Source organism: Actinomadura sp. NPDC049382 (assembly GCF_040677125.1).
GTDB lineage: Bacteria > Actinomycetota > Actinomycetes > Streptosporangiales > Streptosporangiaceae > Spirillospora > Spirillospora geliboluensis.
The window spans coordinates 1-26,017 of the sequence record NZ_JBFARO010000073.1 but is presented as its reverse complement, the minus strand read 5'-3'; the positions used below and the strand labels follow the sequence as shown (position 1 = coordinate 26,017).

The following is a 26,017-nucleotide window of genomic DNA, read 5'->3' as shown; positions in this document are numbered from 1 at the left end:
GCGAGGGTCAGAGCTTGCCCTCCAGGTGGACCGGCGGGTGGCCCAAGCGGGCTGCCAGGGCGGCGATGAAGTCAGGACGGAGCGGCGGCCAGTTCCAGAAGGTGAAGCCCAGGTGGCCCAGGGCGAAGTAGTCATCGGCCCACTGCCATGCCTGCGGGTCGACGGGCCGCTCGCAGGTCGGGCAGGGCTTGACCACCTTGTCACCCTCCTCCCAGCCGTGCACTACATCGCGGAACGGTTCCCAGGCTTCGAGGACGAGTTCGAAGGTCTCGCTGACCAAGGTGTACTCGGTGGCGCAGTGAGGGCAGGTGACCGCCCAGGGCTCCCCTTGGCCGGCGTCGAACACGGTCTGGCCGGTCTTGATGTCCAGGCCGTTGCTCCACAGGTCGCGCCAGGAGTCGTCCGTGCCGTCCACCACGTCGTTGACGCGGGGGCCCGGCGGGTGGCCCGTGGGGGCGCCCAGGACGCAGTCGGTGCGGTCCGGGGAGATGACGCCGGACGCGATCAGCCAGTCCCGGATGTCGGCGGCCAGGCGGTCGGCGTCCTCAAGGGCCGCGTGGATGTCGGCAAGTGTCTGGAAGTAGTCGCCCATGCCGTCGCACCGTAGCGGTGCGGGCCGACAGGCGGGCGCGCAGCCGGCAGGCGGGCATGAACGGGCCCGGGGGCCGCGATCGCGGTCCCCGGGCCGTCGGGCCGCTCAGCGGGAGGGGCCCATGCCGTGGTACGTCCGTTCCCTCCATGCGTCGAAGGGCCCCGTGGTGGAGCCGCCCGAAACATTACGGTCGGACAAGCATTCCTCCTTCATCCCCTCGACGTTCCGTTCACTTACGGACATTAGCCCCATAGGAGGGTTTTTCCTCTCAATGGGGCTCAAAGGTGTCGTCAAAGCTAGCCGCCCTTGAACATGGCGCGCATCTTGCGGGCCGCGTCGCCCGGTTTCTTCTTCTGGGGCGCGGCCTTCGCCTCCTCCGCGCGCGGGCGCTCCTTCTCGCGCTCGCGCTCGTTCTCCGTGCCCTTGGGCTTGCCAGGCTTGTCCGTCACGACAACTCCCCCGATGTCGCTTCACTGTCCACCCATAGGTACCCCGTCTAGCCCGGGTAGAAGCGCACCTCGGGGCGGCCTACCTGGCCGTAGTGGGGTTTGCGGTGCGCCAGACCGTTCTTCGCCAGGTACTCCAAGTACCGGCGCGCCGTGACGCGGGACACGCCGGTGAGGTCGGCCGCGGCGGCGGCGGAGAGGCCGTCGGACGCCCGGGACAGCACCTCCGTCACGGCCTGCAGCGTCTCGCCGCTCATGCCCTTCGGCAGCGCGCGGTGGTCGGGCGTGCGGAGCGTGGCGAGCATGCCGTCCACGTCGGCCTGCCCGCTGACCTCGCCGGTCCCGACGGTCTGCGCGCGGAAGCGGGCGTAGCGGTCGAGCTTGTCGCGCAGGGACGCGAACGTGAACGGCTTCAGCAGGTACTGGACGACCCCGACCGACACCGCCGAGCGGATCACCGCCAGGTCCCGTGCGGAGGTGACGGCGATGACGTCGATGTCGTGACCCCCGGCGCGCAGCGCCCGGCAGACGGTGAGGCCGTGCGTGTCGGGCAGGTAGAAGTCGAGGAGGACGACGTCCACGGACGTGCGCTCGCAGAAGCGCAGGGCCTCCGCCCCCGAGTGGACGACCCCGGCGACGGTGAACCCGGCGACGCGCTCGACATAGGTGCGGTGCGCCTCGGCGGCGACCGGGTCGTCCTCGACGATGAGCACCTCGATCATCGCCGCTCCAGGGGCAGCCGGACGGTGAACACGGCGCCCGCGTCCCGCCCCACCCGGACGTCGCCGCCGTGCCGCCGGACGGCCTGGCCGACCAGCGCGAGGCCGAGCCCGTGCCCGACCGGCCCGCCGGACGACTTGGTCGTCCAGCCGCGCCGGAACATCTCGGGCACCGCCGCCGGGTCGACGCCCGGCCCGCTGTCGGACACCTCCAGCAGGAGGGTGCCGGCGTCCTCGCGGGCGCTGACGGTGACGCGCGGCGGCCGGACGGACGCGTTCTCGATCGCCGCGTCCACCGCGTTGTCGATCAGGTTGCCCAGGATCGTGACGAGGTCGCGGGCCTCCACCGTGCCCTCGATCGCGGTGTCCTCGCTGATGACGAGCTCGACGCCGCGCTCGGCGGCCTCGGTCGACTTGCCCAGCAGCAGGGCCGCCAGCACGGGTTCGGTGACCGACCCCACGACCCGGTCGGTGAGGCGCTGCGCGGTCGCCAGCTCGGCGGTCGCGAACGCCACGGCCTGGTCGGGACGGCCCAGCTCGACCAGCGACACCACCGTGTGCAGGCGGTTCGCGGCCTCGTGGGCCTGCGAGCGCAGCGACTCGGCGAAGCCGCGGACGGTGTCCAGCTCGCCGGTCAGGCTCTGCAGCTCGGTGTGGTCGCGGAACGTGACGACATTGCCCATCGCCTTGTCGCGGGACCGGACGGGCGAGGTGTTCACGACGAGGACGCGGGTGTCGCCGACGTGGATCTCGTCCGAGCGCGGCCTCGGAGACTCCAGCGTGGCGACCAGCTCGTCCGGCAGGCCGAGGTCGGCGACCGGGCGGCCGCGCGGATGCTCGCGCAGGTCCAGCAGTTCGCGCGCCGCGTCGTTGCACAGCACGACCCGGCCCGACCGGTCGAGGATCAGCAGCCCCTCGCGGACGGCGTGCAGGATCGCCTCGTAGTACTCGAACATCTCCCGCAGCTCGCCGGGCGCGGTCCCGCGGGTCTGGCGGCGCAGCCGGGCGGAGACGAGGTAGCTGCCCGCCATCCCGGCGGCGAGCACCACGCCCGCGACGGCGCCGAGGGCCAGCAGCCGCTGCCGCAGCTCCGCGCTGATCACCCGGACCGTGATGCCGACCGCGACCAGCGCCACCACCCGGTGCCGGTCGTCGAAGACGGGCGCGACGCTTCGCACGGACGGGCCGAGCGTGCCGGTGTAGGTCTCGGTGAACGTGCGGCCCGCGACGGCGGGCGCGGTGTTGCCGACGAAGTGCCCGCCGATCCGGGACGGGTTCGGGTGCGTGTAGCGGATCCCGTCCGGCGTCATGATCGTGACGAAGTCCACGCCGGTGTCGCGGCGGACGCGCTCAGCGTACGGCTGCAGCAGCGCGCTCGGGTCGCGGGCGGCGAGCGCCTCCCGGACGTTGCGCGCGTCGGCGATGCTCGCCGCGACGGCCGTGACGGTCTGCTCGGCGGCGTCGTCGGCGGCGCGCCCGGCGTCCCAGTAGGCGAGCACGGCCCCGGCCGCGACGAGCAGCCCGACGATCGCGGCCTGCAGCACCAGCAGCTGGCGGGCCACGCTCCAGTCGCCGGGAGCCGCCCAGCGGGGACGCCGCATCGGACGATCGCACCTCCCTCACGGAACACGCCGTGAACGAAATGTACACAAGCGTGACCGTTACCACGGGACCGCGCATAGTGACGGATGCGGCGGCCGCAGCCCCCGCCGACCTTGCTTCCGTGCGGCCTCCCCCACCGCGGTGCGCCCCCCGTGTGCATGCGCCGACCGTCCAGGCGCATGGGCGCCCCGCCGGGTAGCGGGCGCCCGTCCCGATTCGACCGGGACGGGCGCCGCTCCTCCCGGGCCGCGGACCGGGGTGCGTCAGGCGGTCTCGGGCTGCGCGCGGCGGCGCCGGGGACGGGCCGACAGCGGGCGGAAGCGGATCACCACCGGCAGGTCGGGCATCCCGAGGGCGCGGCGGTACCGCTCGACCGGGCCCGCGCCCAGCTCCCCGTACACCTCGCCGACCAGCGTGTCGCCCGCGCAGGAGACGTTCAGCAGCAGGCGCGGCCGGTCGGCCGTGCCGGTGAGGCGGACCCGGGCGTCCTCGACGCCGGGCAGCCCGCGCACGTCCCGCCGGAGCTCGCCGGCGGCGGCCCGCGCCCGGGCCCGGGTCTCGGCGTCGAGGTCCGGCCACCACTGGTGGACGAGGGTCCGCAGCTGCAGGACGAGCCACAGCTGCCCCGCGAGGGCCAGCAGTTCGGCGACGGCCGCGGCGGACGGCAGGAACCAGTCGGTGCCGCCGGCGAAGCGCGTCACCTCCGGGGCGAGCAGCGGCCCCGCCGACAGCGGGCCGAACGCGTCGAGCGCGCCCAGCCCGAGCGCGGCGGCGGACGCGCCGGCCAGCAGCAGCACCGCCCCGGTCATCGCGATCGCGATCCGCATCTCAGTCCCTCCGCCGCATCGTCAGTCCTCCCGCCGCATGCTCAGCGCTCCCGCCGCATCGTCAGCTCACACCGCATGGTCAGCTCCCGCCGCATGGTCAGTCCTTCCGCCAGCCGAGCCGGACGTCGACCGGCGGCCGGTGCATCGGCTCGATCCGGTCCAGCCGCTCCTCGGCGGCGGCGCGCACCAGCTCCGGCAGGTTCGCCGGGTTCCGGTAGTGGGTGCCGGCCCGGACGACCAGCCCGCGCCGGACGATCCCGAGCCCGCGCACGCGGACCCGCTCGATGCCGGGGACGTCCAGCACCGCCTCGGCGACCGTGCGGCGCAGCGCGGCCCGTCCGATGAGGCCGGCCTGGCGGGGGTCGGTGCCGTCCAGCGGGACGCCGCGCAGCCGGCCGGGCAGCGCGGCGGCGAGGAACGCGGCGCCGAGGACGGCGACGCCCGCCGCCGCCGCGATGACGGCCGGGTCGTCCCAGGTGCGCACGCGCAGGACGTCCGCCAGCGCGGCGACGCCCGGCACGGGGTGGACGGCGGAGCCGAGCGCGGCGGCCAGCAGCTCGATCGCGGCGACCCCGCCGGTCACCGTCAGCAGCAGCGCGGCGGCGACCCCGGCGAACGCGCGGCGCGGCCGGAACGCGCGGACGGCGAGCCGGCGCGCGCCGCGCCGGTCGCGCGACTCGTCGATCAGGTCCTTGACCAGCGCCTCGGCCATCGCCACCCCCGTGAGCATCGGCACGCCCGACATCGTCACCCATGGTGACGCGAAATCACGCGGAGTGAAACTCGCCATGCCGACATCTCACGGAAAAGCGCAGGTCAGAAGATCAGCCCGCCGGGGCCGCCGCGCGCCGGGTCAGCGGAAGACGACCGTCCGGTCCCCGTTGAGCAGCACGCGGTGCTCGGCGTGCCAGCGCACCGCGCGGGCCAGCGCGAGGCACTCGACGTCGCGGCCGACCGCGACGAGCTCCTCGGGGCTGTGGGTGTGGTCGACGCGCGCGACCTCCTGCTCGATGATCGGCCCCTCGTCCAGGTCGGCGGTGACGTAGTGGGCGGTGGCGCCGATCAGCTTCACGCCGCGCGCGTGCGCCTGGTGGTAGGGGCGGGCGCCCTTGAAGCTCGGCAGGAACGAGTGGTGGATGTTGATGATCTGCCCCGGCAGCTTCGCGCAGAAGTCGTCGGACAGGATCTGCATGTACCGGGCGAGGACGACGAGGTCGGCGCGGTAGTGCTCGACCAGCGTCAGGATCTCGGCCTCCTGCGCGGGCTTGCCGCCGGGCCCGGCCGGCAGGTGGTGGTAGTCGATCCCGTACGACTGGGTGAGGGGCCGCAGGTCGGGGTGGTTGGACGCGACCGCGACGATGTCGATGTCGAGCAGCCCGGACCGCGTCCGGTAGAGCAGGTCGTTCAGGCAGTGCCCGCCCTTCGACACCATGATCAGCACGCGCGGGCGGTCGGCCAGCGCGTGCAGCCGCCACTCCAGGGCCAGCTCGGGCACCAGCGAGGCGAACGCGCCGCGCAGCTCGTCGGGGTCGGTGTCGGCCAGGGCCGCGAACTGGACCCGCATGAAGAACGTGCCGGACTCGCCGTCGCCGAACTGCTGGCTCTCCACGATGTTGCATCCGCGCTCGGCCAGCAGCCCCGAGACGGCCGCGACGATGCCGGGCCGGTCCGGGCAGGAGAGGGTCAGGACGAATTCGTTCAACGGTCTCACTCTTATCGCGACGCGGCAGCTCAAACGGGTCGCTACGAGCTTACGCGGCCCCTGCCCGTCCCACCGACGTGCTTTCACATCGGCGGGAGCCGGCTCGTCTACTGATGAGTAGTTTGAGGTGCTTTCTTGAGGTTACGTTTGCCTCCATGCGTCGCATCGCGCTCCTCGTCCTCGCCGCCGCCCTCGTCCTCGCCGCCTGTACGGAGCAGACCGGCGGCAAAGGCGGGGGCGAGCCGCGCCCGGCCACGGTGGACGGCATCCCCACCTCGGCGGGCACGCACAAGCAGAAGATGGACGTGGGCACGTTCGGGCACCGCGAGTTCCTGCTGCATGTCCCGTCCAAGGTGGCGGGCGGCAAGTGGGAGGACGGCAAGCCCGCCGACGCGCCCCCGCTCGTCATCGCCCTGCACGGCGGGCTCGCGAACATGGGCAAGATGGAGGACCTGACCGGCTTCGACGACCTTTCCGACGAGCACGGCTTCCTCGTCGCGTACCCGGACGGGTTCATGACGACCTGGAACGCGGGCGACTGCTGCGGCGCCGCGAAGATCGGGAACATCGACGACGTCGGGTTCCTCACCAAGCTGATCGACAAGCTCACCGACGCGGGGCTGGCCGACCCGGAGCGCGTCTACGTCACCGGGTTCTCCAACGGCGCGGGCATGGCGTACCGGATGGCCTGCGAGAAGCCGGACAAGGTCGCGGCGATCGGGGTGGTCGAGGGCGCCCTCGTCACCAAGTGCGACCCGGACCGCCCCGTCTCGGCGATGATCTTCCACGGGACGGCCGACCGGAACGTCCCGTTCAACGGCGGCGGCGACCGCGACTTCAACGACAAGCGCCCGTTCCCGCCCGTCTCGAAGGCGGTCGAGTTCTGGCGCGAGCGCGCCGGGCTCCCCGAGCCGCGGGAGCGGGTCAAGGCGCGCGGCGAGGGCACCGACTGCACGAGCACCGGGAAGGGCGACCAGGGCGTCGCGGTCACGTTCTGCAAGATCCAGGGCGGCACCCACAACTGGCCCGACGGGGCGAGCCCCATGCTCTGGGACTTCTTCGCGGCGCACCCGCGCAAGGGCTGACCGAAAGCGGTACGTGAGAGCTTTTCACATTAGCCGGTAGTGTGGCAGTGTGACGACCATGAACCTCCGGGACCGCTACGACGCCGCGACGGCCGGGATCGAGGCGCCGTTCGCCGCCGTCGACCTGGCGGCCTTCCGCGCCAACGCCGAGGGCCTGCTGCGCCGGGCCGCCGGCAAGCCGATCCGCGTGGCGAGCAAGTCGGTGCGCTGCCGGGCGCTCCTGGAGGACGTCCTCGCGATGGACGGGTTCGCCGGGGTCATGGCGTTCACCCTGCCCGAGGCGCTGTGGCTCGCGTCCGAGGGCGTCAGCGACGACATCCTCGTCGCCTACCCGACCGCCGACCGCACCGCCATCGCGGCGCTCGCCGAGAACGAGGCCGCCGCCCGCACGATCACGCTCATGGTCGACTCCCCCGAGCACCTCGCGCTGATCGAGGACGCCGCCGGCGACCGGCGCATCCGGGTCTGCATCGACATCGACGCCTCCTACCGGCCGCTCGGCGGCCGGGTCCGGATCGGCGCGCTGCGCTCGGCGCTGCGCACCCCCGCCGAGGTCAGCGCGTTCGCCGAGCGCATCCTCAAGCGGCCCTCGCTCGACCTCGTCGGGCTGATGGCCTACGAGTCGCAGATCGCCGGCGTCGGCGACGTCCCGCCCGGACGCCCCGCGCGGGGCCGCGTCATCCGCGCCATGCAGCGGCAGTCGCGGCTGGAACTGGCCCGGCGGCGCGCCGCGATCGTGCGGGCCGTCCGGGACCTGACCGACCTGGAGTTCGTCAACGGCGGCGGCACCGGCAGCGTCGAGAAGACCGCCGCCGAGCGCGCCGTCACCGAGGTCGCGGCGGGCTCCGGGCTCTACCAGCCGCACCTGTTCGACCAGTACTCCAACTTCAGCGGGCGCCCCGCCGCCCTGTTCGCGCTCCCCGTCGTGCGGCGTCCCGCGCGCGGCGTCGCGACCTGCCTCGGCGGCGGCTACCTCGCGTCCGGCCCCGCCGACGCGGTGCGGCTGCCGCAGCCGTACCTGCCGACCGGGCTGTCCTACGACCCGAACGAGGGCGCCGGCGAAGTGCAGACGCCGCTGCTCGGGCACGCCGCCGACCTGCTCTCGGTCGGCGACCGGGTCTGGTTCCGCCACACCAAGGCCGGCGAGCTCTGCGAACGCTTCGACGCACTCCACCTCATCGAGGACGGCCGGTACGTCCGCACCGTCCCCACCTACCGAGGCGAAGGCCGGACTTTCTTGTGAAGGGGGGCGACCCCCTTCGACCCCCGCCCGGCCGGCGGACCGTTTCCCGATCCGCTGGCGCGTCTCGTGAAACAGCCCGCCGCCCGGCGGGCAGGCCCGCTGCGCTCGCAGGGCTCGCTCCGCGTGCCTGCCCGTGGCCGGTGGCTGGGGGCCGGTGGCTGAGGCCGGTGGCTGAGGCCGGTGGCTGAGGCCGGTGGCTGGGGGCTGGGGCCGGGGGCTGGGGCCGGTGGCTGGGGCTGGGGGCTGGGGGCGCAGAAGGCCGGTAGCGCGTAGGTTGGGGGGATGAGCGACGCTCCCCTGATCAGTGTCCGCGGCGAGGCGGTGGTGGAGGCCGAGCCGGAGATCGCGCGGCTGTCGGTGCACGTGCAGTCGCAGGAGTCCGACCGGCGCGCCGCGCTCGACCGGCTCACCGAGCGGAACCGGCGGTGCCTCGACCTGGTCGAGTCCTACGGCGACGCGGTGGAGAAGGTCGAGACGGGCGGGCTGTCGATCGCGCCGCTGCTGAAGTACAAGCGGCGCGAGGGCGACATCCGGGCCTACCGCGGCACCGTCTGGATCAAGATCGCGGTGACCGACTTCGGGGTGCTCGGCGAGCTGGTCACCCGGCTCGGCGACCTGGAGCGGACGTACGTCAGCGGCCCCGAATGGGAGCTGCGGCGCGACAGCGAGGTCTACGGGCGGGCCGCGCGGGAGGCGGCGCACGAGGCCGTGGCCCGCGCGCGCAGCTACGCCGAGGCGCTCGGGGCGCGGCTCACCGGGCTGGTCGAGTTGTCGGACGAGGGGCTCGGCCGGACGATCCACGAGCCGCCGGTGGCGCTGGCAGCCGCGTACGGGGGCGGGATCGGCGACGCCGCCGGGGAGCCCGAGCCGATCGACCTGGAGCCGGAGACGCAGGTCGTCCGCGCCGCCGTCGAGGCCCGGTTCACCGTCACCCAGCCCGACCTGGAGCCGCGGTGAAGGTCGCGATCGTCGGCGCCGGCAGCGGCTACATGCCGGGCGTCATCCGCGGGCTGCTGCACCGCGCCGACGACCTCGCCGGGACCGAGCTGGCCTGCTACGACATCGACGCCGCGCACCTGGACGTCATGACGCGGCTGGCGGGCGCCATGTTCGCCGCGCGGGGCGCCGACCTCACGGTGACGTCGCACACCGCCCTGCCGTCGGCGCTGGACGGCGCGTCCTACGTGTTCACGACGTTCCGTCCGGGCGGGCTGGCGGCGCGGCACCTGGACGAGTCGATCCCCCTGAAGCACGGCGTCGTCGGGCAGGAGACCGCGGGCCCCGGCGGGTTCCTGATGGCGCTGCGGTCGGTGCCCGTCCTGCTGGACATCGCCGCCGCGGCCGACCCGGGCGCGTGGATCGTCAACTACACGAACCCGACCAACGTGGTCACCGACGCCGTCGCCCGGCACACCGGCGCGCGGATCATCGGGCTGTGCGACCAGTTCATCGGCGACACCGAGATGTGGGCCGACCTGCTGGGGCTGCCGTTCGACGGGCTGGAGGCCGACTGGATCGGCCTCAACCACGCCACCTGGGCGCAGCGGGTCCGGCTCGACGGCCGCGAACTCGACCTCCCGCTCCTGCTGGACGACCTGGAGGTCCCCGGCGGCGGCGCGACGCCCTGGCGCGACCCGTCCCGCATGGCGGAGCTCGCCAAGGCGCTCGGCTTCCTGCCGAACTCCTACGCCAAGTACTACTTCTTCCACGACCAGGTGGTGGACGAGCTGCGGGCGAAGGGCACGACCCGCGCGCAGGACATCCTCGCCATGCTGCCCGGCTACTACGAGCAGGTCGCCGCCGAGTCCAGCAAGCCCGACCCCGACCCGTCGCGGGAGCGCGGCGGCGGCGAGCACGGCGAGTTCGCGGTGGACGTCATCTGCGCCATGCACCGCGACGAAGGCCGCCGGATGATCGTCAACACCCGCAACAACGGGGCCGTCTCCTCGCTGGACGACGACGCGATCGTGGAGGTCCCGGCGCTGGTCGGACGATCCGGGCCGGTCCCGCTGACGATGGGGCCGCTGCCCGGCCCGGTGCGCGGCCTCACCCAGGCGATCCACGCCTACGAGCGGCTCGCGGCCGACGCCGCCGTCACCGGCGACCGCCGCACCGCGCTGCAGGCGCTCATGGCGCACCCGTTCGTGCGCAGCAAGCACACCGCCGAGAAGATCCTGGACGAGGGCCTCGCCGCCCACCGCGACCACCTGCCCCAGTTCCGCTGAACGGCAGGGCCGCCTGAACGGCAGGGCCGCCTGAACGCCGCGGGGGCGCCGTCCCGTACTGCAGGACGTGGGAGGAACGGACTGCGGGGCGTACCGCGTCGGCCTCGGCGTCTACGCCCTCGGGCGGCTCGCCGGCGCCGAGGCCGCCGCGCTGTCGGCGCACCTGCGCGGCTGCCCGCCGTGCCGCGCCGAGCTGGCCGAGCTGCGCACCGTCGCCGAGCTGCTCGCGCACTCGGCCCGGACGCGCGAAGGCGCCGGCCGCGGACCGCGGACCGGCGCCTCCCGGATGGGCCTCAGCGGGCCCTGCGCCTACGGCGCCAGAGGACCAGGGCGGTCACGGTGACCGCGGCCCCGACGCCCGCGAGCAGCACCCGCTTGTCGATCCCGCCGCCCTCGGCGTCATCGTCGTCGCCGGCCGGCCGGACCAGCGCGCCGACGGCCCTGGCGACGTTGTCCGCCTCCTGCTTCAGCCGCTCGACGCCGCGGTGCGCGACGTTCCTCGGATTGACCCGGTCGGCGAGCTCGTCGACGTTGCGCGCCAGCTCCCGGCGGGTGCGCTCGATGTAGCGTTCGACCTCCTCCGGGTCGCTGCCGCTCCAGTCAGCCATGCCGTGTCCTCATCCTGTCGGGCCATCCTGTCGGGCGAGCTCGCGGCGGGGCGCGGCGGAGCGCGGCCGCGAGCGAAGCATGATCCGAACAGTGTGGCAGGTCCGGGCCGGGCGCGTCCGGCCAACCCCGGCCGGTACCGTGGGTTCCCAGCATCCGAGCGAAAGGCGGGACAGGGTGTCCGAGCGGCTGCAGCCGGGCGACGTCGCCCCCGATTTCGAGCTTCCCGACGCCGACGGGGCCGCGGTGTCGCTGGCCTCGCTGCGCGGCAGGCGCGTGATCCTCTACTTCTACCCGGCCGCCATGACGCCCGGCTGCACCAAGGAGTCCGTGGACTTCGAGGGCAGCCTGGCCGAGCTGGAGGCCGGCGGCGTCACCGTGGTCGGCATCTCCCCCGACAAGCCGGCGAAGCTCGCGAAGTTCCGCGAGAAGGAGGGGCTGACGTTCCCGCTCCTGTCCGACCCGGACGCCGAGGTGCTGAAGGCGTACGGCGCGTACGGGGAGAAGAAGCTGTACGGCAAGGTCGTCGTCGGCGTCATCCGGTCGACGTTCGTCATCGACGCGGACGGCAAGGTCGAGAAGGCGTACTACAACGTGAAGGCGACCGGCCACGTCGAGCGCCTCCGCCGCGACCTCGGCGTCTAGCGGCGGGAACACGGGGAACGCGGCGCTCCGGTGCGGGCGGGGGGATTCGAACCCCCACGGTGTCGCCACCAACAGGACCTAAACCTGCCGCGTATACCTGATTTCGCCACGCCCGCCGGGCCCCGGATGGGGCGCGTTCAGCTTAGCGGCCTCCCCGCCCGGCGGGGCAACGGGAAAAGCGCGGCCGGTCATCTGACGGATTCGCGGTCCGTGCGCTCCTTCTAGCGTCCTGCCCAGACGACGCTGGAAGGAGATGCCCATGGCCGACGACGCTCTGTCGCGCCTGCGCGGGGCGCTGGCCGCGCTGCCCGGCGCCGTGGTCGCCTACTCGGGCGGGGTGGACAGCTCGCTGCTGGCCTACGCGGCGCACCGCGAGCTCGGGGACGCCGCGCTGGCGGTGACCGCGGACTCGCCGTCGCTGGCCCGGTCGGAGCTGGCGGCGGCGCGGGCGGAGGCCCGGCGGCTCGGGATGCCGCACCGGGTGGTGACGACGCGGGAGCTGGAGGACGCCCGGTACGCCGCGAACGGCGCCGACCGGTGCCGGTTCTGCAAAGAGGCCCTGATGCACGTGCTGTCCGCGGTGGCGGAGGCCGCCGGGGGCCGTCCGGTGCTGCTCGGGGTGAACCTGGACGACCTGGACGACCACCGACCGGGGCAGCGGGCCGCCCGCGAGCTGGGCGCCCGGTTCCCGCTGGTGGAGGCCGGGCTGGGCAAGGCGGCGGTGCGGGCGGCGGCGCGCGAGCTGGGGCTGCGCACGTGGGACAAGCCGGCGTCGGCGTGCCTGTCGTCGCGCCTGGCCTACGGGGTGCCGGTCACGCGGGACGCGCTGCGCCGCGTGGAGGACGCCGAGGAGGCGCTGCGCGGCGCCGGGTTCGGCGGGCGGGTGCGGGTCCGCGACCAGGGCGGCGGCCTCGCCCGGATCGAGGTGGAGCCGGCGGACGTCACGGCGGCGGCCGCACGGGGCGCGGAGCTGGCCGGGCTGGTCAAGGAGGCCGGTTTCCGGTACGTGACGCTGGACCTGGAGGGCTACCGCCAGGGCAGCCACAACCTCGGCCTCACGCCGGTGCGGAACCGGTGAGCGATCTCGGCTTCGCCCGCGTCGATCTCGACCGGGGCCGACGGCGTGGGTACCCGGAGGCGGTGTTCTGCGAGGGCAAGACGGTGCCGGAGGTCGTCGCGATCGCGGCGAGCCTGGTCGGATCGGGCGCCGCGAACGTACTGGCCACGCGTGCGTCTACCGCGACACTGGCGGCCCTCACCGACGCGTTCCCCGACGCGATGGTGCACGAGCGTGCGTGCCTGGCCGTGCTGAACCCGGACCGCCGCCGCCCCCGGACGGGCAACGTCGCGGTGGTCTGCGGGCGTCCCGAAGACGAACCCGCCGCCGAGGAGGCCGCGCTGGTCGCCGACGCGATGGGCAGCCGCGTCTCCCGCTGGTACGGGGCGCCCGTGGACGATCCCGCCGCCCTCCCCGGCTGGCTGGACGAGCACGAGCGCCCGCGCGCGTTCGTCGTCGCGGACGGGACGGGCGGCGCCCTCCCCACCCTCGTGTCCGGCCTGGTGGAGCAGATGGTCGTCGCGCTGCCGACCTCGTCCGGCGGGGACTTCGCGGGACGTGCGGCGCTGCTGTCGGCGCTGAACTCCTGCTCGCCCGGCGTCGTCGCGGTCAACATCGACAACGGGTTCGGCGCCGGGTACGCCGCCCACCTGATCAACGCGGGGGCGGACGCATGACGGTCGCCGTCGCCGAAGCGCGGGACCTGCGTCCGGACGAGGTCCGCGCCCGCGTGAAGGAACTCCTGGCCCGCGGCCCCGAGACCGCGTTCCTGCGGCACGCCACGGCGGAGCAGTTCGCGGCGGCCTGCGATGTGGCGCCGGAGGCGTCCCGCAATGAGCGGTCCGGGCTCGTGGTCCTCACCCGGCCGCGCCCCCGCCGTCCGCTGCCGGTGGCCGTGGTGTCGGCGGGAACCTCGGACCTGCCCGTGGCGGAGGAGGCGCTGACCGCCGCCGAGGCCCTCGGGCTCAGCCCGGCCCTGACCGCCGACGTCGGCGTGGCGGGCCTGCACCGGCTGCTCGGGGTGCGCGCGGCGTTGAGCCGGGCGCGGGTGCTGATCGTCGCGGCCGGCATGGACGGCGCGCTGCCGTCGGCCGTGGCCCGGCTGGTGCCCCGGCCCGTGCTCGCGGTGCCGACCGGCGTCGGCTACGGCACCGCGTCCGGCGGGCTCGCGGCGCTGGCGGCGATGCTCGCCTCCGGCGCGCCCGGCCTGGCCGTGACCGGCATCGACGACGGCCTCGGAGCCGCGATCACCGCACGGAGGATGCTGACATGAGGATCGCCTACTTCCACTGCTTCGCCGGCATCGCGGGCGACATGGCGCTCGGCGCGCTGCTCGACGCGGGCGCCGACCTGGACGCGGTGCGCAAGATGCTGGCGGGGCTCGGCCTGCCCGGCTGGTCGCTGGACACCGAGCGGGTCACGCGGCGCGGCATCGCGGCGACCCGGGCGGTGGTGACGGTCGAGGACGACGCGGTGTCGCGCACCCACTCGGTCATCGCCGCCCTGGTCGGCGAGGCGCCGCTGCCCGACCGGGTGCGGGAGCGGGCGCTCGCGGTGTTCCGGAACCTCGCCGAGGCGGAGGGCCGGGTGCACGGGACGCCCCCGGCCGACGTCCACTTCCACGAGGTCGGCGGCCACGACGCGATCGTGGACGTCGTCGGCACCTGCGCCGCGCTGGAGACCCTCGATGTGGACGAGGTGGCCGCGCTGCCGATCCCGGTCGGGCAGGGCTTCATCACAACCAGGCACGGCCTTCTGCCCAACCCGGGCCCGGCGGTGGTGGAGTTGCTCGCGCGCGCCCGCGCGCCGATCACCGGACGGGCCGTGGACGCCGAGATGAGCACGCCGACCGGCACCGCGCTACTGGTCACCCTGGCCGGCTCGTTCGGGCCCTTCCCCGACATGACCGTCACCGCGAACGGCTTCGGCGCCGGCACGAAGGTCTTCGGCGACCTCCCGAACGTCACCCAGGTGGCCATCGGCGAGGCCCGCTGAGGCCCGCCGAGACCACGGAAACCCGCTGAGGCCGCGCCTGCCTCAGCGGGTTTCAGCGTCCCCTAGCGGGGCCAGATGGTGCGGTTGGGCGGACGGTCCGGGCGGGTGGCGGCCCAGATGCGGCGCCATTCGGCGACGTCGGGGCCGCGCGGGGCGAGGCGGCGGTCCGGGGCGCGCAGGGACGCCCACCAGCTCTCGTCGTGCTCGATCCACAGCCGGCCGACCGCGTCCTCCAGGCGGGCGTTGAAGGCGCTCGTCGTCTCGTCCGGGTCGGGGGCGAGCGGGGTGCCGTAGCGGACGGCGACGGCCGGGCGGCCCGGCTTGGGCCACATCCCGCCGCGCGGCATCGCCCGGTACGTGCCGCGCACCGCGAGCGGGACGGCGGGGACGCCCTGCTCGCGGCACAGCAGCGCCGCGCCCATCCGGAACCGCCGCGCCCAGCCGTCCTGGGAGCGGGTGCCCTCGGGGTAGACGAGCAGGCTCCAGCCGTCCTGGAGCAGCTCGGCGGCCAGGTCGAGGGACCCGCCGGAGCCGTGCCGCTCGATCGGGAACGCGTTGAAGGCGAGCGCGGTCGCGACGGCGCGCCAGCGGGCGTCGAAGAAGTAGTCGGCCGCCGCCGCGACCGCGACGCGGCGGCGCAGCCGGACCGGCAGCGAGCCGAGGATCAGCGGCGTGTCCAGGTGGCTGGCGTGGTTGGCGACGAACACCACCGGCCCCTCCACGCCGTCGAGGAGGTCGGCGCCGTGGATCTGCGGCCGGGTCTGGGTCCAGGTCAGCGTGCGCAGGACGCCGTCCAGCGCGACCGTGCGGGCCGCCGCGGCGAGCGGCGTACGCGCCCACGCCGTGGGGAACGGGCTCGCCTCCGGCACGCGCGCCCAGGGCGCAGCGGAGCGCGGGGCGGGGGCGCGGCCCCGCCAGTCGCGGCCCCGGCGCAGCAGCCGCACCTCCTGCGCGAGCGACAGCCGCCCGCTCCTGCGCCGCCCGCTCATCGGACGTCCGCCATCGTCATCGGCGGGGTGTGCAGGTAGGTGAGGCTCGGGCTGTGCCCGACGGTCTCGCCCGCCATCTCCAGCGCGTCGGCGAGCGTGGTCGCGGCGCGGAAGCCGAGCCGCGCCGCGACCTTGCGGTCCGCGCCGACGCAGATGACGTCGCCGAGGTGCTCGCGCGCGTGGGCGCCCCAGTACCACATGTAGAACGGGTGGACGCCGTGGTAGGCGTAGCTGTTCCGGTACAGGTGGACGTACCAGGGGTCGGTGGCGTACTGCTCCTCGTACTTCGTCTCGATCGTGGCCGGGTCCGTCGTCTGCGGGAGGACCTCGTCGTAGAAGTCGATGTAGCTGGGGTGGTGCAGCGAATGGAACTCCGCCGGCATCGGGTGGTACATGATGAGCGCCCCGCCCTCGCGCACCAGCGGACGCCCCCGGTACATGTTGAAGTAGTAGCCGAGGCCCAGGCACGCCACCAGGATCGGGTTCATCACCGAGTTGACGTTGTAGGGCGACAGGTACGGCAGGCCGAGCATCAGCACGTCCGACTGGCCCTGCACCTCGGTGAGCTGCTGCCGGTGGACGGCGGCGAGCGTCCGGCTGTGCACCTCGTCCGTAGCGCCCGCCTGCACGGACGTGACCTGGTACGGCGCGCGCAGGTTCTGCCACAGGCGGCGGCGTGCCCCGGCCTGGGCGAGGTCGTTGGCGCGCTTGGCGGCCAGGAACGTCGCCTGGTCCCGCAGCGTCCACTCCCATTCGCGCCGGTTGAGGAACCCGAACGGTGACGGGAACTGGTCGTTGTTGAGGGTGGCCTCGATGTGGAACACCCGCACCGACTCCGACAGCAGGGAGTGCATGCGGCCGTAGGAGTGGTGCATCGCCGAGTTCGGCGGGTCGTTGAACGAGCGGGAGTGCCGCAGCGTGTGGACGTTGTGGTGGTGCCGCAGGCTCTTGTAGGACGCGAGGCCCACCGCGACGGACTTCGCGCCCCCGTTCATCGCGACCAGGTTGATGTTCACGTACACGATGAGGTCGCTCTCGGCGGCCCGCCGGTTGATCTCGACGTCCTCGCCGTGCCGCGTCTGGCCGAGCGCGACGAGGTTCTCGGGGTCCTCGGCGTCGTGGTTGCGGAGCCGGTCGGGCCAGAACGAGGCGAACACCCGCTCCCCGACGATGTGCCGGATCTCCGCCGGGGTCATCCGGCGGTGCAGCGCGTTCGCGGCGATCAGCTCGACGTCGTCCACGCCCGCGGCGGCGGCCAGTTCGAGGACCTGCTCGATGACCCGCTGCCGGACGTCGGGGGCGCGCATCGGCGGCAGCGGCAGCGACAGGTCGTCGAAGACGATCGTCAGCCGCATGCCCGCGCGCAGCAGCTCGGGCAGCGGCTCGCTGCCGAGCGGGTGCAGCAGGGCGTCCCGGATCCGGCCGGTCAGGTCGCGCACGCCGGGCAGCGAGTCCGGCGGGTAGACCACCCGGGTGCCGAGCGGGAACCGCTCCAGCCGGAACCCCTCCCCCTCGTGCACGAGAAGCGGCGGCGTCCGCTCGTCCACCTCCAGTACGAGGCCGGGTCTGCTCATCCGTCGGCTCCTCCGTTCGGTTCGGCGGGCTCGTCCGCGCGGCGCTGCGGCGCGAACGCGATCTTGACGCTGCCCGAGCGCCCGGCGGCCAGCGCGTGCGACAGCGCGTCCCGCCAGCGGCTGAGGGGGTAGACCCCGTCGACGAAGCCCTCCAGGGCGTCGTGCGAGGCCAGGTCGAGCGCGGCGGCGAAGTCGGCGGCGCCGCGGCTGGCGTAGGAGCCGGCGATCGTCAGCTCCCGGTACCAGGCGGGGGTGAGGTCGACGGGCCGGGCGGGCATGCCCGACAGCAGCACGGTGCCGCCCGCCCGGACGATCCGCAGCGCGGTGTCGAGGCCCTGCCCGCCGGTGCACTCGGCGACGATGTCGGCGCCGCCGAGCAGGTAGCCGGGGCCGAGTTCGGGCCGGACGAGCGAGCCACCGGTGATGCGGCGCAGCCCGCGCAGCGCGTTCGCCGGGTCGATCGTCTCGGTGGCGCCGAGGGCGGTGGCGCGGCGCCGCTGCCCCGGATGCCGGGCGATCACGGTGATCGGCCCGGCCGGGGTCAGCTCGCGCAGCGCGAGGACGGTCAGCAGCCCGACCGTGCCGGCGCCGACGACGGCGACGGACGCGCCGCGCGGCACGTCGATCCGCCTGACGGACCGGATCGCGCAGGCGAGCGGCTCGGCCAGCACCGCCCGCTCGGACGGCAGCGACGCGGGCACGGGGTGCAGCCGGTCGCGGTGCGCGACCAGCCGCTCGGACCAGCCGCCGCCGGTGTCGGCGCAGAACCCGGTCTGCAGGCCCGCGGAGACCCGGCCGGCGGTGACGCGGTCGCAGCGGTTCTCGTGGCCGTCCGCGCAGGACGCGCACAGGTCGAGGCCGCGCGTCCGGCACGACAGGACCGGGTCGGCGACGACGCGCGTCCCGGCGCGCAGGTCGCCGGCGTCGTCCATCAGCTCGGCGACGATCTCGTGCCCGGGGACGAACGGCGTCGACACCAGCGCCGACAGGTACGGCGACACCGTCCCGGCCGCCATCGACAGGTCGGACCCGCAGATGCCGGACAGGACGGGCCGCAGTCGCACCCAGTCCGGGCCGGGCGGCGCGGGCGGCTTGCGGTGCGACAGCCGCAGCGGCGCGAGCGAGGGGACGACGGCGGGCCGCAGCCGGCCGGGCAGCCGCCCGGCGGCGAGGTAGCGGGCGGGCGAGCGGTGGTATTCGAGGGCGAGGATCACCGGGCCTCCTCCAGGGCGGCGTCGAGCACGGCGGACACCTTGCCGCCGGCGCCGCCCCACTCGGCGACCGTCCAGCGGAGCCGCTTGGCGTGCCGGTAGAGATGGGCGTCGGGGTTGACGGCGACGGGGTGGCCGACCTGCTCCAGCACGGGGCGGTCGGAGTAGTGGTCGCCGTAGGCCCAGCTCCCGGCGAGGTCGACGCCCTCGTCGCGGGCCCATTCGCGCAGCCACGCGGCGCGGGCCTCGCCGATCAGCGGCGGCGCCTCGAAGTGGCCGGTGCAGCGCCCGTCGACCACCCGCAGCCGCGCCGCCAGCACGTCGTCGAACAGGGCGCGCAGCGGCTCGACGAAGTAGTCGACGGTGCCGGTGAGCAGGACGGTGCGGTGCCCGGCGGCGCGGTGGGCGCGGATGCGGCGGATCGCCTGCGGCCAGGCGCGGCGCAGCAGCACGTCGCCGAGCCGCTCGCGGGCCAGCGCCCGCAGCTCCGCCTCGCCCGCGCCCTCGTAGCGGCGGACGAACTCGCGCAGGAACTCACCGCGGTCGCGGTGCTCGGCGCGCAGGTAGCGCGGCGCGTTCCGCAGGATGGGCAGCAGCGCCCCCGGCCAGGACCGGACGGGCGCGTCGAGCAGCCGCGCCCACAGGTACGCCTCGACGACGTCGGACGCGACGATCGTCCCGTCCAGGTCGAAGACGGCGGCGACGTCGCCGCGCTCCTCGAACGGGACCGGGGCGGGCTTGGGCGCGCGGGGCATCGGCGGGCCGTAGAAGGCGGCGGTCACGGCGGGGCAGTGCACGTCGCGGAGGTAGTGCGGCCAGTCGATGGCCGCCGAGTCGCAGCCCTCGCCGTCCGGGAGCGTCCGGTCCAGCGCGAGGGTGGCGCCGTCGGCGTAGACGACCTCGGCGGCGCCGTACGCCCCGTACAGGTCGCGGTAGCGGCGCAGCATCCGCACCTCGCGGCCCTTGCGGTGCAGGTCGCGCTGCCAGGCGCGGGTGCGCTCGCCGCCGGGGAGGGCGAGCAGGGCGCGCTCGGCGACGTCCATCGCGCGTTCGGCGGTGCCGAGGACGCGTTCGGCCTGCGACTCGCTGAGCAGCTGCAGGTCGCGGTTCCGGACGGCGCCGCGGCCGTCGGGCGCGGGCAGCGGGTGCTCGGCGAAGTGCTCCTGGACGAGCTCCACCAGCCGCTGCAGCGTCAGCGGGTTCCGGGCGCCGGAGCCGACGTGGTAGTAGGCGGGGTCGCCGGGTTCGGGCGGGACGGCGGCGGCGGCGAGCAGCGCGTTCACCACCAGGTCGACCGGGATGATGTCGACGATGCCGTCCGGGATCCCGGCGAGCGCCCGCAGCATCCCCTGCCCGTAGGCGAGGATCAGCGGGTCCGCCATCTTGAACCCGTCGATCCAGCCGGGGTAGGGGTGGCGCAGCGCGCTCTCCACGATCGCCGGGCGGACGACCGACAGCGGCGCCCCGGCCTCGCGCGCGGTGTCCTCCGCCGCCCGCTCCCCAAGCGCCTTGGTGAAGGTGTAGACGTCCGGCCAGCCGAGGCTGCGGGCGCGCTCGCGGCCGTAGGCGACGAGCCGGTCCGCGACCGCGTCGCGGCGGCGGCGCTCGGTGTCGGCGGCGACCGCGCTCGGCCCCGCCTTGCCCTGCTCCTTGAGCGCGGCGGCGCGGAGCCGGGCGAGCACCTCGGGGCGGCGCGAGTCGCTCTCGGCGGCCCGGCGCGCCTCCAGCGCGCAGTCCAGCTCGGTGCGCCAGTCGACCGCGTGCTCCAGAGCGGCCTCGCGGACGACGCCCTTGCGGGAGCCCGCGACGTACGCCGTGGAGACGTGCACCAGGTGCGGGCGGCGGCCGGTGCGGCGCGCGGCGTCCAGCACGCCCTCGTACAGGTTGACGCTGCCGACGACGTTGGTGCGGAACGCCTCGTCGATCGGCGGGTCGAACGACACGACGGACGCGCCGTGCACGACCACGTCCACGTCGTCCGGCACGTCGGGCGCGGCGTCGGACAGGTCGGCGGGGACGAGCCGCACCCGCTCGCGGACGATGTCGCGGGCCCGGTCCTCGCCGGCCCGCTCCCGCCACGGCCCGAACACGGGCTTGGCGATCAGCTCGGCGAGCCGGTCGCCGGCGGTGGCGCCGGGCCGCTCCCGCACCAGCATGACGACGTTCGTGGACGGGTGCCCCGACAGCAGCCGCTCCAGCAGCGCCTGCCCGATGAAGCCGGTCGCTCCGGTGAGCAGGACGGTGCGTCCCGCGAGCCCGGCGGGCTCCCCGCTCACGCCGCGGCCTCGCGGCGCTCGCGGTGGACGCCGGCGCGGGCCAGGGCCCCGTCGGTGGACAGCTCGGGGACGCGGCTCGGCGGCATGCGCTCCAGCGAGCGGCGGCGGGCGTCCTCCGCCAGCGTCGCGCCGGCGAAGCCGGGCAGCTCCGCGATCGTCGCGTCGATGCGGCGCATCCGGTCCAGCCCGGCGTCGTCGCCGAACAGCCACACCAGGGCGAAGTCGCTCTCCTCCTGGGGCCGCAGCCCGGTGCCGACCGGCGCCCACAGCCGGTGCATGGCCCAGCGCGCCAGCCGCCGCGCGCGGGCGCTCCGCGCCAGCCGCATCCGCGCCTGCGCCCGGTAGAAGGCGAAGTGGCGGCGCTCGTCCTTGATGACGCGCCGCAGGATGTCGCGCAGCACCGGGTTGGCGCTGCGCTCGATCATCGCCTGGTAGCTGTTGATCGCGCTGAGCTCGTTCATCGCGCCCCACGTCATCTGGATCGCGACGAAGTCGCGGGTCAGCGCGGAGCCGAGCATCGAGACGAGGTGGCCGGTGTGGACGCTGCGGCCGAGCGCCCGCCGGATCCGCTCGTCGCGGGCGGTCTTGGTCGGGTACGGCGACGCGGCGGTGACCTTCTCCCGGTCGGGGGCCAGCGTGAAGCCGGCCTCCCCGAGGAACCGGGAGAACGCCTCGCCGTGCCAGAACTCCTCATAGATCCAGCAGCTCATGAACGCCGTGACCGCCGGGTCGAACGCGGCCCGGGTGGCGAGGAGGTCGCGGGCGTACATCACGGTGTGGGTCTCGATGTCCATCATGAACGTCAGGCAGCGCGCCTCCGCACCGGAGACCGGGTGGGCGGAGATCTGGTCCCACGCGACTCCCGACAGGTCCACCGCCCGCGAGTTCCGCACGTAGCGGTCGAGGTCGAAATCCTGCGTCATGGTCACCACGCTAGAAAGGTCGGATGTGTCCGGATAAGGACGGAGCGCGTCATGCGGCGGACCCGGCGCGCCACTCCCAGCGGCGCAGCGCGCGCCGCAGCGAGCGGGCGTCGGAGTAGCCGAGGCGGCGGGCCACCGCCTCGCGGGTCAGGGCGCCGTCCTCCAGCAGGAGCCGGGCGCTCCGGCCGCGCACGTACTCCAGTTCGTCGCGCCAGCTCGTGCCCGCGTCGTGCAGCCGGCGCTGGAGCGTGCGGGAGCTCACCGCCATCCGGTTCGCCACCCAGCCCACGGTGACGGGGCCGCCGGGGAGCGCGGTCGCGACGAGGCGGCGCATGTCGTCCAGCCAGTCCGGATCCGGGGCCGGGTCGGGGCACGGCCTCAGATCCGGATGGGCGGGTGCGGGCGGACGGCCCGCCTCCCGGTGCGCGCACCGCAGCACGCTGGCGAAGACGAGAACGGACATGGCGGCCCCCTTGCTCCTCGATCGGCGTTCGCCGCCGACGCTAGAGAGCGGAGGACGGGGGCGAATCCGTCAAGCGATCAGGCTCTCCCGCAGGAGCAGTCCGTCCCGCGCCGCCGCGCCCGCGGCGCTCGCCGGGACCTCGGCGACGAGGGCGAACCGGCCGTACCCGTCCGCCCCGGCGGACAGCGAGCCGCCGGCGGCGGTGGCCCGCGCGGTGAGATTCGCCAGGCCCCTGCCCGACCCCTTCCCGAGGCCCGCGTCCCCCGGCCGTCCCGCGCCGTCGTTGCCGACCGTGAGCCGGAACGTCCCCTTGTGGACGGTGACCGCGATGTGGCAGCGCCGGGCCCGCGCGTGCCGCAGCACGTTCGTGACCGCCTCCCGCAGCACGGCGGCCAGCACGCCGTCCACGGCGGGCGGCGCGGTGGGCCAGCGCTCCGGGTCCATCCGCACCCGGGCGCCGACCGCCGCCAGCGCGACGCGCGCCGCGTCCGCCTCCTCGCGCAGCACCAGGGCCGGCTCGTCCTCCGCGACGGCGCTCGCCTCCGCCCGGGACCGGTCGGCCAGCACGATCAGCTCGGCGAGCTCGGCGCGGGCGCGCGCCGGGTCGCTGCCCGCGACGCGGCGGGCCAGCTCCGCCTTGACCGTGATCGTGGACAGCCCGAGCCCGAGCAGGTCGTGGACGTCCCGGGAGATGCGCAGCCGCTCGTGCAGCGCCGCCATCCGGGCCAGCCGCTCGCGCGCGGCGGCGACCTCCCGGGCGAGCCGTGGCAGCCGGTCCAGCGCGTACACGATCACGCCGATCTGCACCGACACCGCGCAGGTGTAGAGGTGGAACAGCGTGCCGTGCGACGCCCACAGGGCGGGCGCGTACCAGGCCGCCACCGTCGCGCCGAACAGCCACCACGCGACGCGGCCGGGCGCGACCAGCAGTGCCGACGCGGTCACCAGGCACGCCATCGTCGCCCACTCCCAGCCGAGTACCGCGAACGGGACGAAGACCAGCGCGAACTGGACGGCGAACGTCCAGGCCGCGCCCCTCGGCCGCCGGCCGCGCAGCACCGTGCCGGAGTGGCGGAGCTGGAGCGCCCCGACCGCGCCGGCCACGACGACCGCCGCGCCGATCGTCCACGGGTCGCCGTCCGCGCCGGCCTGCACGTACATGACCTGCTGGACGCCGAAACCCGCGGTGATGATGGCGAGGATCGTCCAGGCCAGGCGCGGCTGCGTGACCACTCCCTGCCGCGCGGCCGGGGGCGGCGCGGCCTGGAGCGCGCCGATGATCGAGCGGACGTCGCCGAGGGCCCGGCGCGCGGTGCGGACCACCTCGTCCAGGTCGGCGCGGGACGGCGCGGCGCCCCGGGCGAGGGCGCGGCGGCTCGCCGCCTCGATGCGGGTGAGCGCCGCGTCCAGCACGGCGCGCAGGCTGCCGGACGCCGCGATCCGCTCCCGCGCCGCGGCCGCCGCCGCGAACTGCGCGCGGGTGAGGTGCAGCTCCCGGATCAGGCCCGCCAGCCGGGTGAGCGCGTACATCGACACCCCGACGTTGACGGTCGCCATCATGCAGAACGAGACGCTGTCGGGCGGCCACCCCTGCGCGTGCCGCAGCAGGCCCTCCGCACCGGCGATGAGCGCCACGAGCAGCCACGACAGCGGCGGGCGCACCAGCAGCAGCACCGCCCCGGCGAGGAACCCGCCCGCCACCGGGTACCAGTCGTTGCCGAACACCAGCAGCGGCAGCACCGCCAGCGCGGCCTGCGCCGCGAGCAGCACCACCGCCCTGCGGGCGCCGGGCCGGAACGCGCGCGGCCCGTACAGCACGAACAGCAGCTGCACGCCGAAGACCAGGACGATCACGACCGTGGCCGACACCAGCAGCCGGGACGGGCCGGTCTCGGCCTGCTTGAGCAGCCGCGTCTGCAGCGTCAGCCCGAAGTAGAGGACGATGATCGCGCGGACGAGCAGGGGCGTGCGGTCGCCCCGGCCGGGACCGCCGCCGCCGCGGCCGTCCTCGCCGTCGTCATCGCCGCCGCCGTTCAGGACGCGTGCGACACGCCACGTCCGCACCACCGGGCCCCCTCACCACCGCCCCTTCGATGATGAGTTGCCCGGACGATTCGATCAAGGGAAATGATCCGACGAATGGTCATATGGCACCGCAGATCAATCGTTTGCGTTACGCGGATCGGTTCTCCCGGCCCCCGGCGGCGGGCAGGCAGCGGTGGAGTTCCGCGCGGGACGCCACGCCGAGCTTCGGGAACGCCTTGTAGAGGTGGTAGGCGACGGTCCGGTGGCTCAGCCCCAGCCGGGCCGCGATCTGCCGGTTCGTCGCGCCGGTCGTCGCCATCCGGACGACCTGGAGCTCCTGCGCGGTGAGGCTGCCGGACGGGTGCCCGGCGGCGTCCGGCGGCGCGGTCCCCTCGCCCGCCGCGCGCAGCTCGCGGCGCGCCCGCTCCGCCCACGGGACCGCGCCGAGCCGCTCGAAGACCTCCAGCGCGGCGCGCAGCCGCACCCTGGCCCGCGCGCGGCGCCGCGCCCGGCGCAGCCATTCGCCGTACAGCAGTTCCGTGCGGGCGCGCTCGAACGGGCGGTCGGCCCCGTGGTGCGCCCGCAGCGCCAGCGTGAAGTGCCGCTCCGCGGCGGCGGGGTCGGACGCCAGCAGCGCCCGGCAGCGCGCCGCCGCACCGTCCGCCCACGGCCGTCCGGTGTCGCGGGCGAACGCCTCCAGCCGCTCCATGGGCCCGGCGGCGGCCTCGGGACGGCCCGCCGCGACCGCCGCCTCCACATGGTCGGCCAGGGAGAGGAACGCCGCCGGAGGGGACGCGGCCGCGTCCCGGTGCAGCTCGCGGAAGCGCTCCAGCGCGTCGCCCGGACGGCCCAGGCCGAGGGAGAGCAGGCCGAGCGCGTCGCCCACGCACGCGCCGGCGGCGCCATCGGCCGACAGCGCGCGGCAGCCCACCTCGTCCCCCTCGACCGCCGCCTGCCGAGCCCGGACCGAGGCCGCCGCCGCGATCAGCCGCCGCGACCCGGCACGTTCGGCCTCCTCCTGCGCCTCACCGGCCAGTGACCGCGCCGCGTCATGGTCGCCGAGGACGAGCCGGGCCCGCGCCTCGGCGATGAGCGCGCGCGGCAGCACAGCGGACGGCCCGTCCGCGCGGCAGTCGGCGGCGAGCGCGGCGGACAGCTCCGCCGCGGCCGCGTCGTCGCCGGTCAGCAGCGCCGCCTCGGCACCGAGGAGACGGAGGCGCGCGTCGTCGGCGTCCCGCACCTGGACGGCGAGCCGCCCGGCGGCCGCCACGTCGCCGTCGAGCACTGCCAGCGCCAGCCGCGCCTCCGGGGACGGCTCGTCCACCCCGGCCGACGCGTCGCGGGCCATCGCCCCGTCACCTGCCAGCCAGCCCAGGACCACCGCCTCGTCCCGGCCCACGGCGGCGAGCGCGCGGTGCGCCGCCGCGCGCCGCGCGGTCGGCACGCCCTGGTAGGCGGCGGCGCGGGCGAGCGGATGCGGGAAGCGGACCGCGTCCTCGGTGAGCCGGACGAGGCCCGCCTCCTCGGCCGCGTCCAGCGCCCCGAACGGCACGTCCAGGATGCGCGCCGCCGCCGCGACGACGCCGGGCGACCCGGTGTCGTCGGCCGCCGCGACGGCCAGCACGAACCGCGCGACCCGGGGCAGCCCCTCCACGGCCCGCGCGAACTCCCCCGGCACCCGCGCGAACCGGGCGGACCCGGCGGCCGGGAAGCCGATCCCTCTCCCGTGACGCCCGCTTGTACTCCTGCCAGCGCCTCAACCGGATCCTGGCGGACACTCAGATCCTCTACGCGCTCTACAAGAAGCACCAC

26 protein-coding genes, 1 tRNA gene and 1 pseudogene are annotated in these 26,017 nt (G+C 75.2%); 11 read left to right on the top strand and 17 right to left on the bottom strand.

Features of this window, described 5'->3' with window-relative positions:
• Positions 1-7: 7 nt before the first annotated feature.
• The 7 genes from AB0K34_RS31275 to purU all read right to left on the bottom strand — a co-directional run bounded on the left by AB0K34_RS31275 (position 8) and on the right by purU (position 5,888).
• Positions 8-592 (bottom strand): hypothetical protein, encoded by a 585-nt coding sequence (locus AB0K34_RS31275; RefSeq protein WP_364552626.1) that lies wholly within the window; start codon positions 590-592, stop codon positions 8-10.
• 296 nt (positions 593-888) lie between these two features.
• Entirely contained in the window at positions 889-1,041 is a 153-nt protein-coding gene (locus AB0K34_RS31270) for a hypothetical protein (protein WP_171069297.1), read from the bottom strand.
• A 47-nt stretch (positions 1,042-1,088) separates the two neighbouring features.
• A complete protein-coding gene (locus tag AB0K34_RS31265; protein ID WP_138639834.1) occupies positions 1,089-1,760 on the bottom strand; it encodes a response regulator in 672 nt (223 codons plus the stop codon).
• Complete coding sequence (locus tag AB0K34_RS31260; protein ID WP_138639833.1) at positions 1,757-3,358, bottom strand: sensor histidine kinase; 1,602 nt, start codon at positions 3,356-3,358, stop codon at positions 1,757-1,759. Before AB0K34_RS31260 ends, AB0K34_RS31265 begins: the two co-directional genes overlap by 4 nt.
• A gap of 264 nt (positions 3,359-3,622) precedes the next feature.
• Positions 3,623-4,186, bottom strand: coding sequence for a hypothetical protein (locus AB0K34_RS31255; RefSeq protein ID WP_364552623.1), 564 nt, complete (start codon positions 4,184-4,186; stop codon positions 3,623-3,625).
• A 97-nt stretch (positions 4,187-4,283) separates the two neighbouring features.
• Complete coding sequence (locus AB0K34_RS31250) at positions 4,284-4,916, bottom strand: DUF6286 domain-containing protein (protein ID WP_364552654.1); 633 nt, start codon at positions 4,914-4,916, stop codon at positions 4,284-4,286.
• Between the two features lie 123 nt (positions 4,917-5,039).
• Positions 5,040-5,888 (bottom strand): formyltetrahydrofolate deformylase, encoded by an 849-nt coding sequence (gene purU / locus AB0K34_RS31245; RefSeq protein ID WP_138639830.1) that lies wholly within the window; start codon positions 5,886-5,888, stop codon positions 5,040-5,042.
• Positions 5,889-6,043: 155 nt separating this feature from the next.
• Between purU and AB0K34_RS31240 the strand changes: the two genes are divergently transcribed.
• The 5 genes from AB0K34_RS31240 to AB0K34_RS31220 all read left to right on the top strand — a co-directional run bounded on the left by AB0K34_RS31240 (position 6,044) and on the right by AB0K34_RS31220 (position 10,784).
• Positions 6,044-6,973, top strand: a complete 930-nt coding sequence (locus tag AB0K34_RS31240) for a PHB depolymerase family esterase (protein ID WP_364552621.1) — start codon at positions 6,044-6,046, stop codon at positions 6,971-6,973.
• 58 nt (positions 6,974-7,031) lie between these two features.
• On the top strand, positions 7,032-8,216 hold the full coding sequence (locus AB0K34_RS31235) for an amino acid deaminase/aldolase (RefSeq protein ID WP_364552652.1): 1,185 nt from the start codon (positions 7,032-7,034) through the stop codon (positions 8,214-8,216).
• Between the two features lie 282 nt (positions 8,217-8,498).
• Positions 8,499-9,173: an SIMPL domain-containing protein gene (locus AB0K34_RS31230; protein WP_301176112.1), complete on the top strand. Its 675-nt coding sequence runs from the start codon at positions 8,499-8,501 to the stop codon at positions 9,171-9,173.
• A complete protein-coding gene (locus AB0K34_RS31225; RefSeq protein ID WP_364552618.1) occupies positions 9,170-10,441 on the top strand; it encodes a glycoside hydrolase family 4 in 1,272 nt (423 codons plus the stop codon). Before AB0K34_RS31230 ends, AB0K34_RS31225 begins: the two co-directional genes overlap by 4 nt.
• Before the next feature lie 67 nt (positions 10,442-10,508).
• Positions 10,509-10,784, top strand: a complete 276-nt coding sequence (locus AB0K34_RS31220) for a zf-HC2 domain-containing protein (protein ID WP_301176114.1) — start codon at positions 10,509-10,511, stop codon at positions 10,782-10,784.
• Here AB0K34_RS31220 and AB0K34_RS31215 read toward each other — a convergent pair.
• Positions 10,735-11,049, bottom strand: coding sequence for a DUF3618 domain-containing protein (locus AB0K34_RS31215; RefSeq protein WP_301176115.1), 315 nt, complete (start codon positions 11,047-11,049; stop codon positions 10,735-10,737). The two genes, AB0K34_RS31220 and AB0K34_RS31215, sit on opposite strands and share 50 nt — an antisense overlap.
• A 175-nt stretch (positions 11,050-11,224) precedes the next feature.
• On the opposite strand from AB0K34_RS31215, the gene bcp reads away from it, so the two are divergent.
• Entirely contained in the window at positions 11,225-11,692 is a 468-nt protein-coding gene (bcp, locus tag AB0K34_RS31210; protein WP_364552614.1) for a thioredoxin-dependent thiol peroxidase, read from the top strand.
• Between the two features lie 31 nt (positions 11,693-11,723).
• Here bcp and AB0K34_RS31205 read toward each other — a convergent pair.
• A tRNA-Leu gene (locus tag AB0K34_RS31205) sits at positions 11,724-11,808 on the bottom strand.
• A 143-nt stretch (positions 11,809-11,951) separates the two neighbouring features.
• On the opposite strand from AB0K34_RS31205, the gene larE reads away from it, so the two are divergent.
• Genes larE through AB0K34_RS31185 form a run of 4 tightly spaced genes read left to right on the top strand, consistent with a single transcriptional unit; the run spans position 11,952 to position 14,744 of the window.
• Positions 11,952-12,770 (top strand): ATP-dependent sacrificial sulfur transferase LarE, encoded by an 819-nt coding sequence (gene larE, locus AB0K34_RS31200; RefSeq protein ID WP_364552611.1) that lies wholly within the window; start codon positions 11,952-11,954, stop codon positions 12,768-12,770.
• Positions 12,767-13,426, top strand: a complete 660-nt coding sequence (gene larB, locus AB0K34_RS31195) for a nickel pincer cofactor biosynthesis protein LarB (RefSeq protein ID WP_364552608.1) — start codon at positions 12,767-12,769, stop codon at positions 13,424-13,426. Before larE ends, larB (AB0K34_RS31195) begins: the two co-directional genes overlap by 4 nt.
• A complete protein-coding gene (gene larB / locus AB0K34_RS31190) occupies positions 13,423-14,022 on the top strand; it encodes a nickel pincer cofactor biosynthesis protein LarB (RefSeq protein WP_364552605.1) in 600 nt (199 codons plus the stop codon). Before larB (AB0K34_RS31195) ends, larB (AB0K34_RS31190) begins: the two co-directional genes overlap by 4 nt.
• Positions 14,019-14,744 carry a LarC family nickel insertion protein gene (locus AB0K34_RS31185; protein WP_364552602.1) on the top strand — a complete coding sequence of 242 codons (726 nt, stop codon included), beginning with the start codon at positions 14,019-14,021 and terminating at the stop codon, positions 14,742-14,744. The genes larB (AB0K34_RS31190) and AB0K34_RS31185 overlap by 4 nt, the downstream gene beginning before the upstream one ends.
• 62 nt (positions 14,745-14,806) lie before the next feature.
• Here AB0K34_RS31185 and AB0K34_RS31180 read toward each other — a convergent pair whose 3' ends face one another.
• The 8 genes from AB0K34_RS31180 to AB0K34_RS31145 form a co-directional block, all read right to left on the bottom strand.
• Positions 14,807-15,733: a lysophospholipid acyltransferase family protein gene (locus tag AB0K34_RS31180; protein WP_364552600.1), complete on the bottom strand. Its 927-nt coding sequence runs from the start codon at positions 15,731-15,733 to the stop codon at positions 14,807-14,809.
• On the bottom strand, positions 15,730-17,307 hold the full coding sequence (locus AB0K34_RS31175) for a lactate racemase domain-containing protein (protein WP_364552598.1): 1,578 nt from the start codon (positions 17,305-17,307) through the stop codon (positions 15,730-15,732). Before AB0K34_RS31175 ends, AB0K34_RS31180 begins: the two co-directional genes overlap by 4 nt.
• On the bottom strand, positions 17,304-18,521 hold the full coding sequence (locus AB0K34_RS31170) for an alcohol dehydrogenase catalytic domain-containing protein (protein WP_364552596.1): 1,218 nt from the start codon (positions 18,519-18,521) through the stop codon (positions 17,304-17,306). The genes AB0K34_RS31175 and AB0K34_RS31170 overlap by 4 nt, the downstream gene beginning before the upstream one ends.
• Positions 18,518-20,794, bottom strand: coding sequence for an HAD-IB family hydrolase (locus AB0K34_RS31165; RefSeq protein ID WP_364552593.1), 2,277 nt, complete (start codon positions 20,792-20,794; stop codon positions 18,518-18,520). The genes AB0K34_RS31170 and AB0K34_RS31165 overlap by 4 nt, the downstream gene beginning before the upstream one ends.
• On the bottom strand, positions 20,791-21,717 hold the full coding sequence (locus tag AB0K34_RS31160; RefSeq protein ID WP_301176125.1) for a ferritin-like domain-containing protein: 927 nt from the start codon (positions 21,715-21,717) through the stop codon (positions 20,791-20,793). Before AB0K34_RS31160 ends, AB0K34_RS31165 begins: the two co-directional genes overlap by 4 nt.
• 49 nt (positions 21,718-21,766) lie before the next feature.
• Positions 21,767-22,180, bottom strand: coding sequence for a helix-turn-helix domain-containing protein (locus AB0K34_RS31155; protein ID WP_364552591.1), 414 nt, complete (start codon positions 22,178-22,180; stop codon positions 21,767-21,769).
• Between the two features lie 69 nt (positions 22,181-22,249).
• Positions 22,250-24,244 carry a histidine kinase gene (locus tag AB0K34_RS31150; protein WP_364552589.1) on the bottom strand — a complete coding sequence of 665 codons (1,995 nt, stop codon included), beginning with the start codon at positions 24,242-24,244 and terminating at the stop codon, positions 22,250-22,252.
• A gap of 109 nt (positions 24,245-24,353) precedes the next feature.
• On the bottom strand, positions 24,354-25,883 hold the full coding sequence (locus AB0K34_RS31145; protein WP_364552587.1) for a LuxR C-terminal-related transcriptional regulator: 1,530 nt from the start codon (positions 25,881-25,883) through the stop codon (positions 24,354-24,356).
• A gap of 41 nt (positions 25,884-25,924) precedes the next feature.
• On the opposite strand from AB0K34_RS31145, the pseudogene AB0K34_RS31140 reads away from it, so the two are divergent.
• Positions 25,925-26,017, top strand: a pseudogene (locus AB0K34_RS31140) (DNA starvation/stationary phase protection protein); the annotation flags it as partial.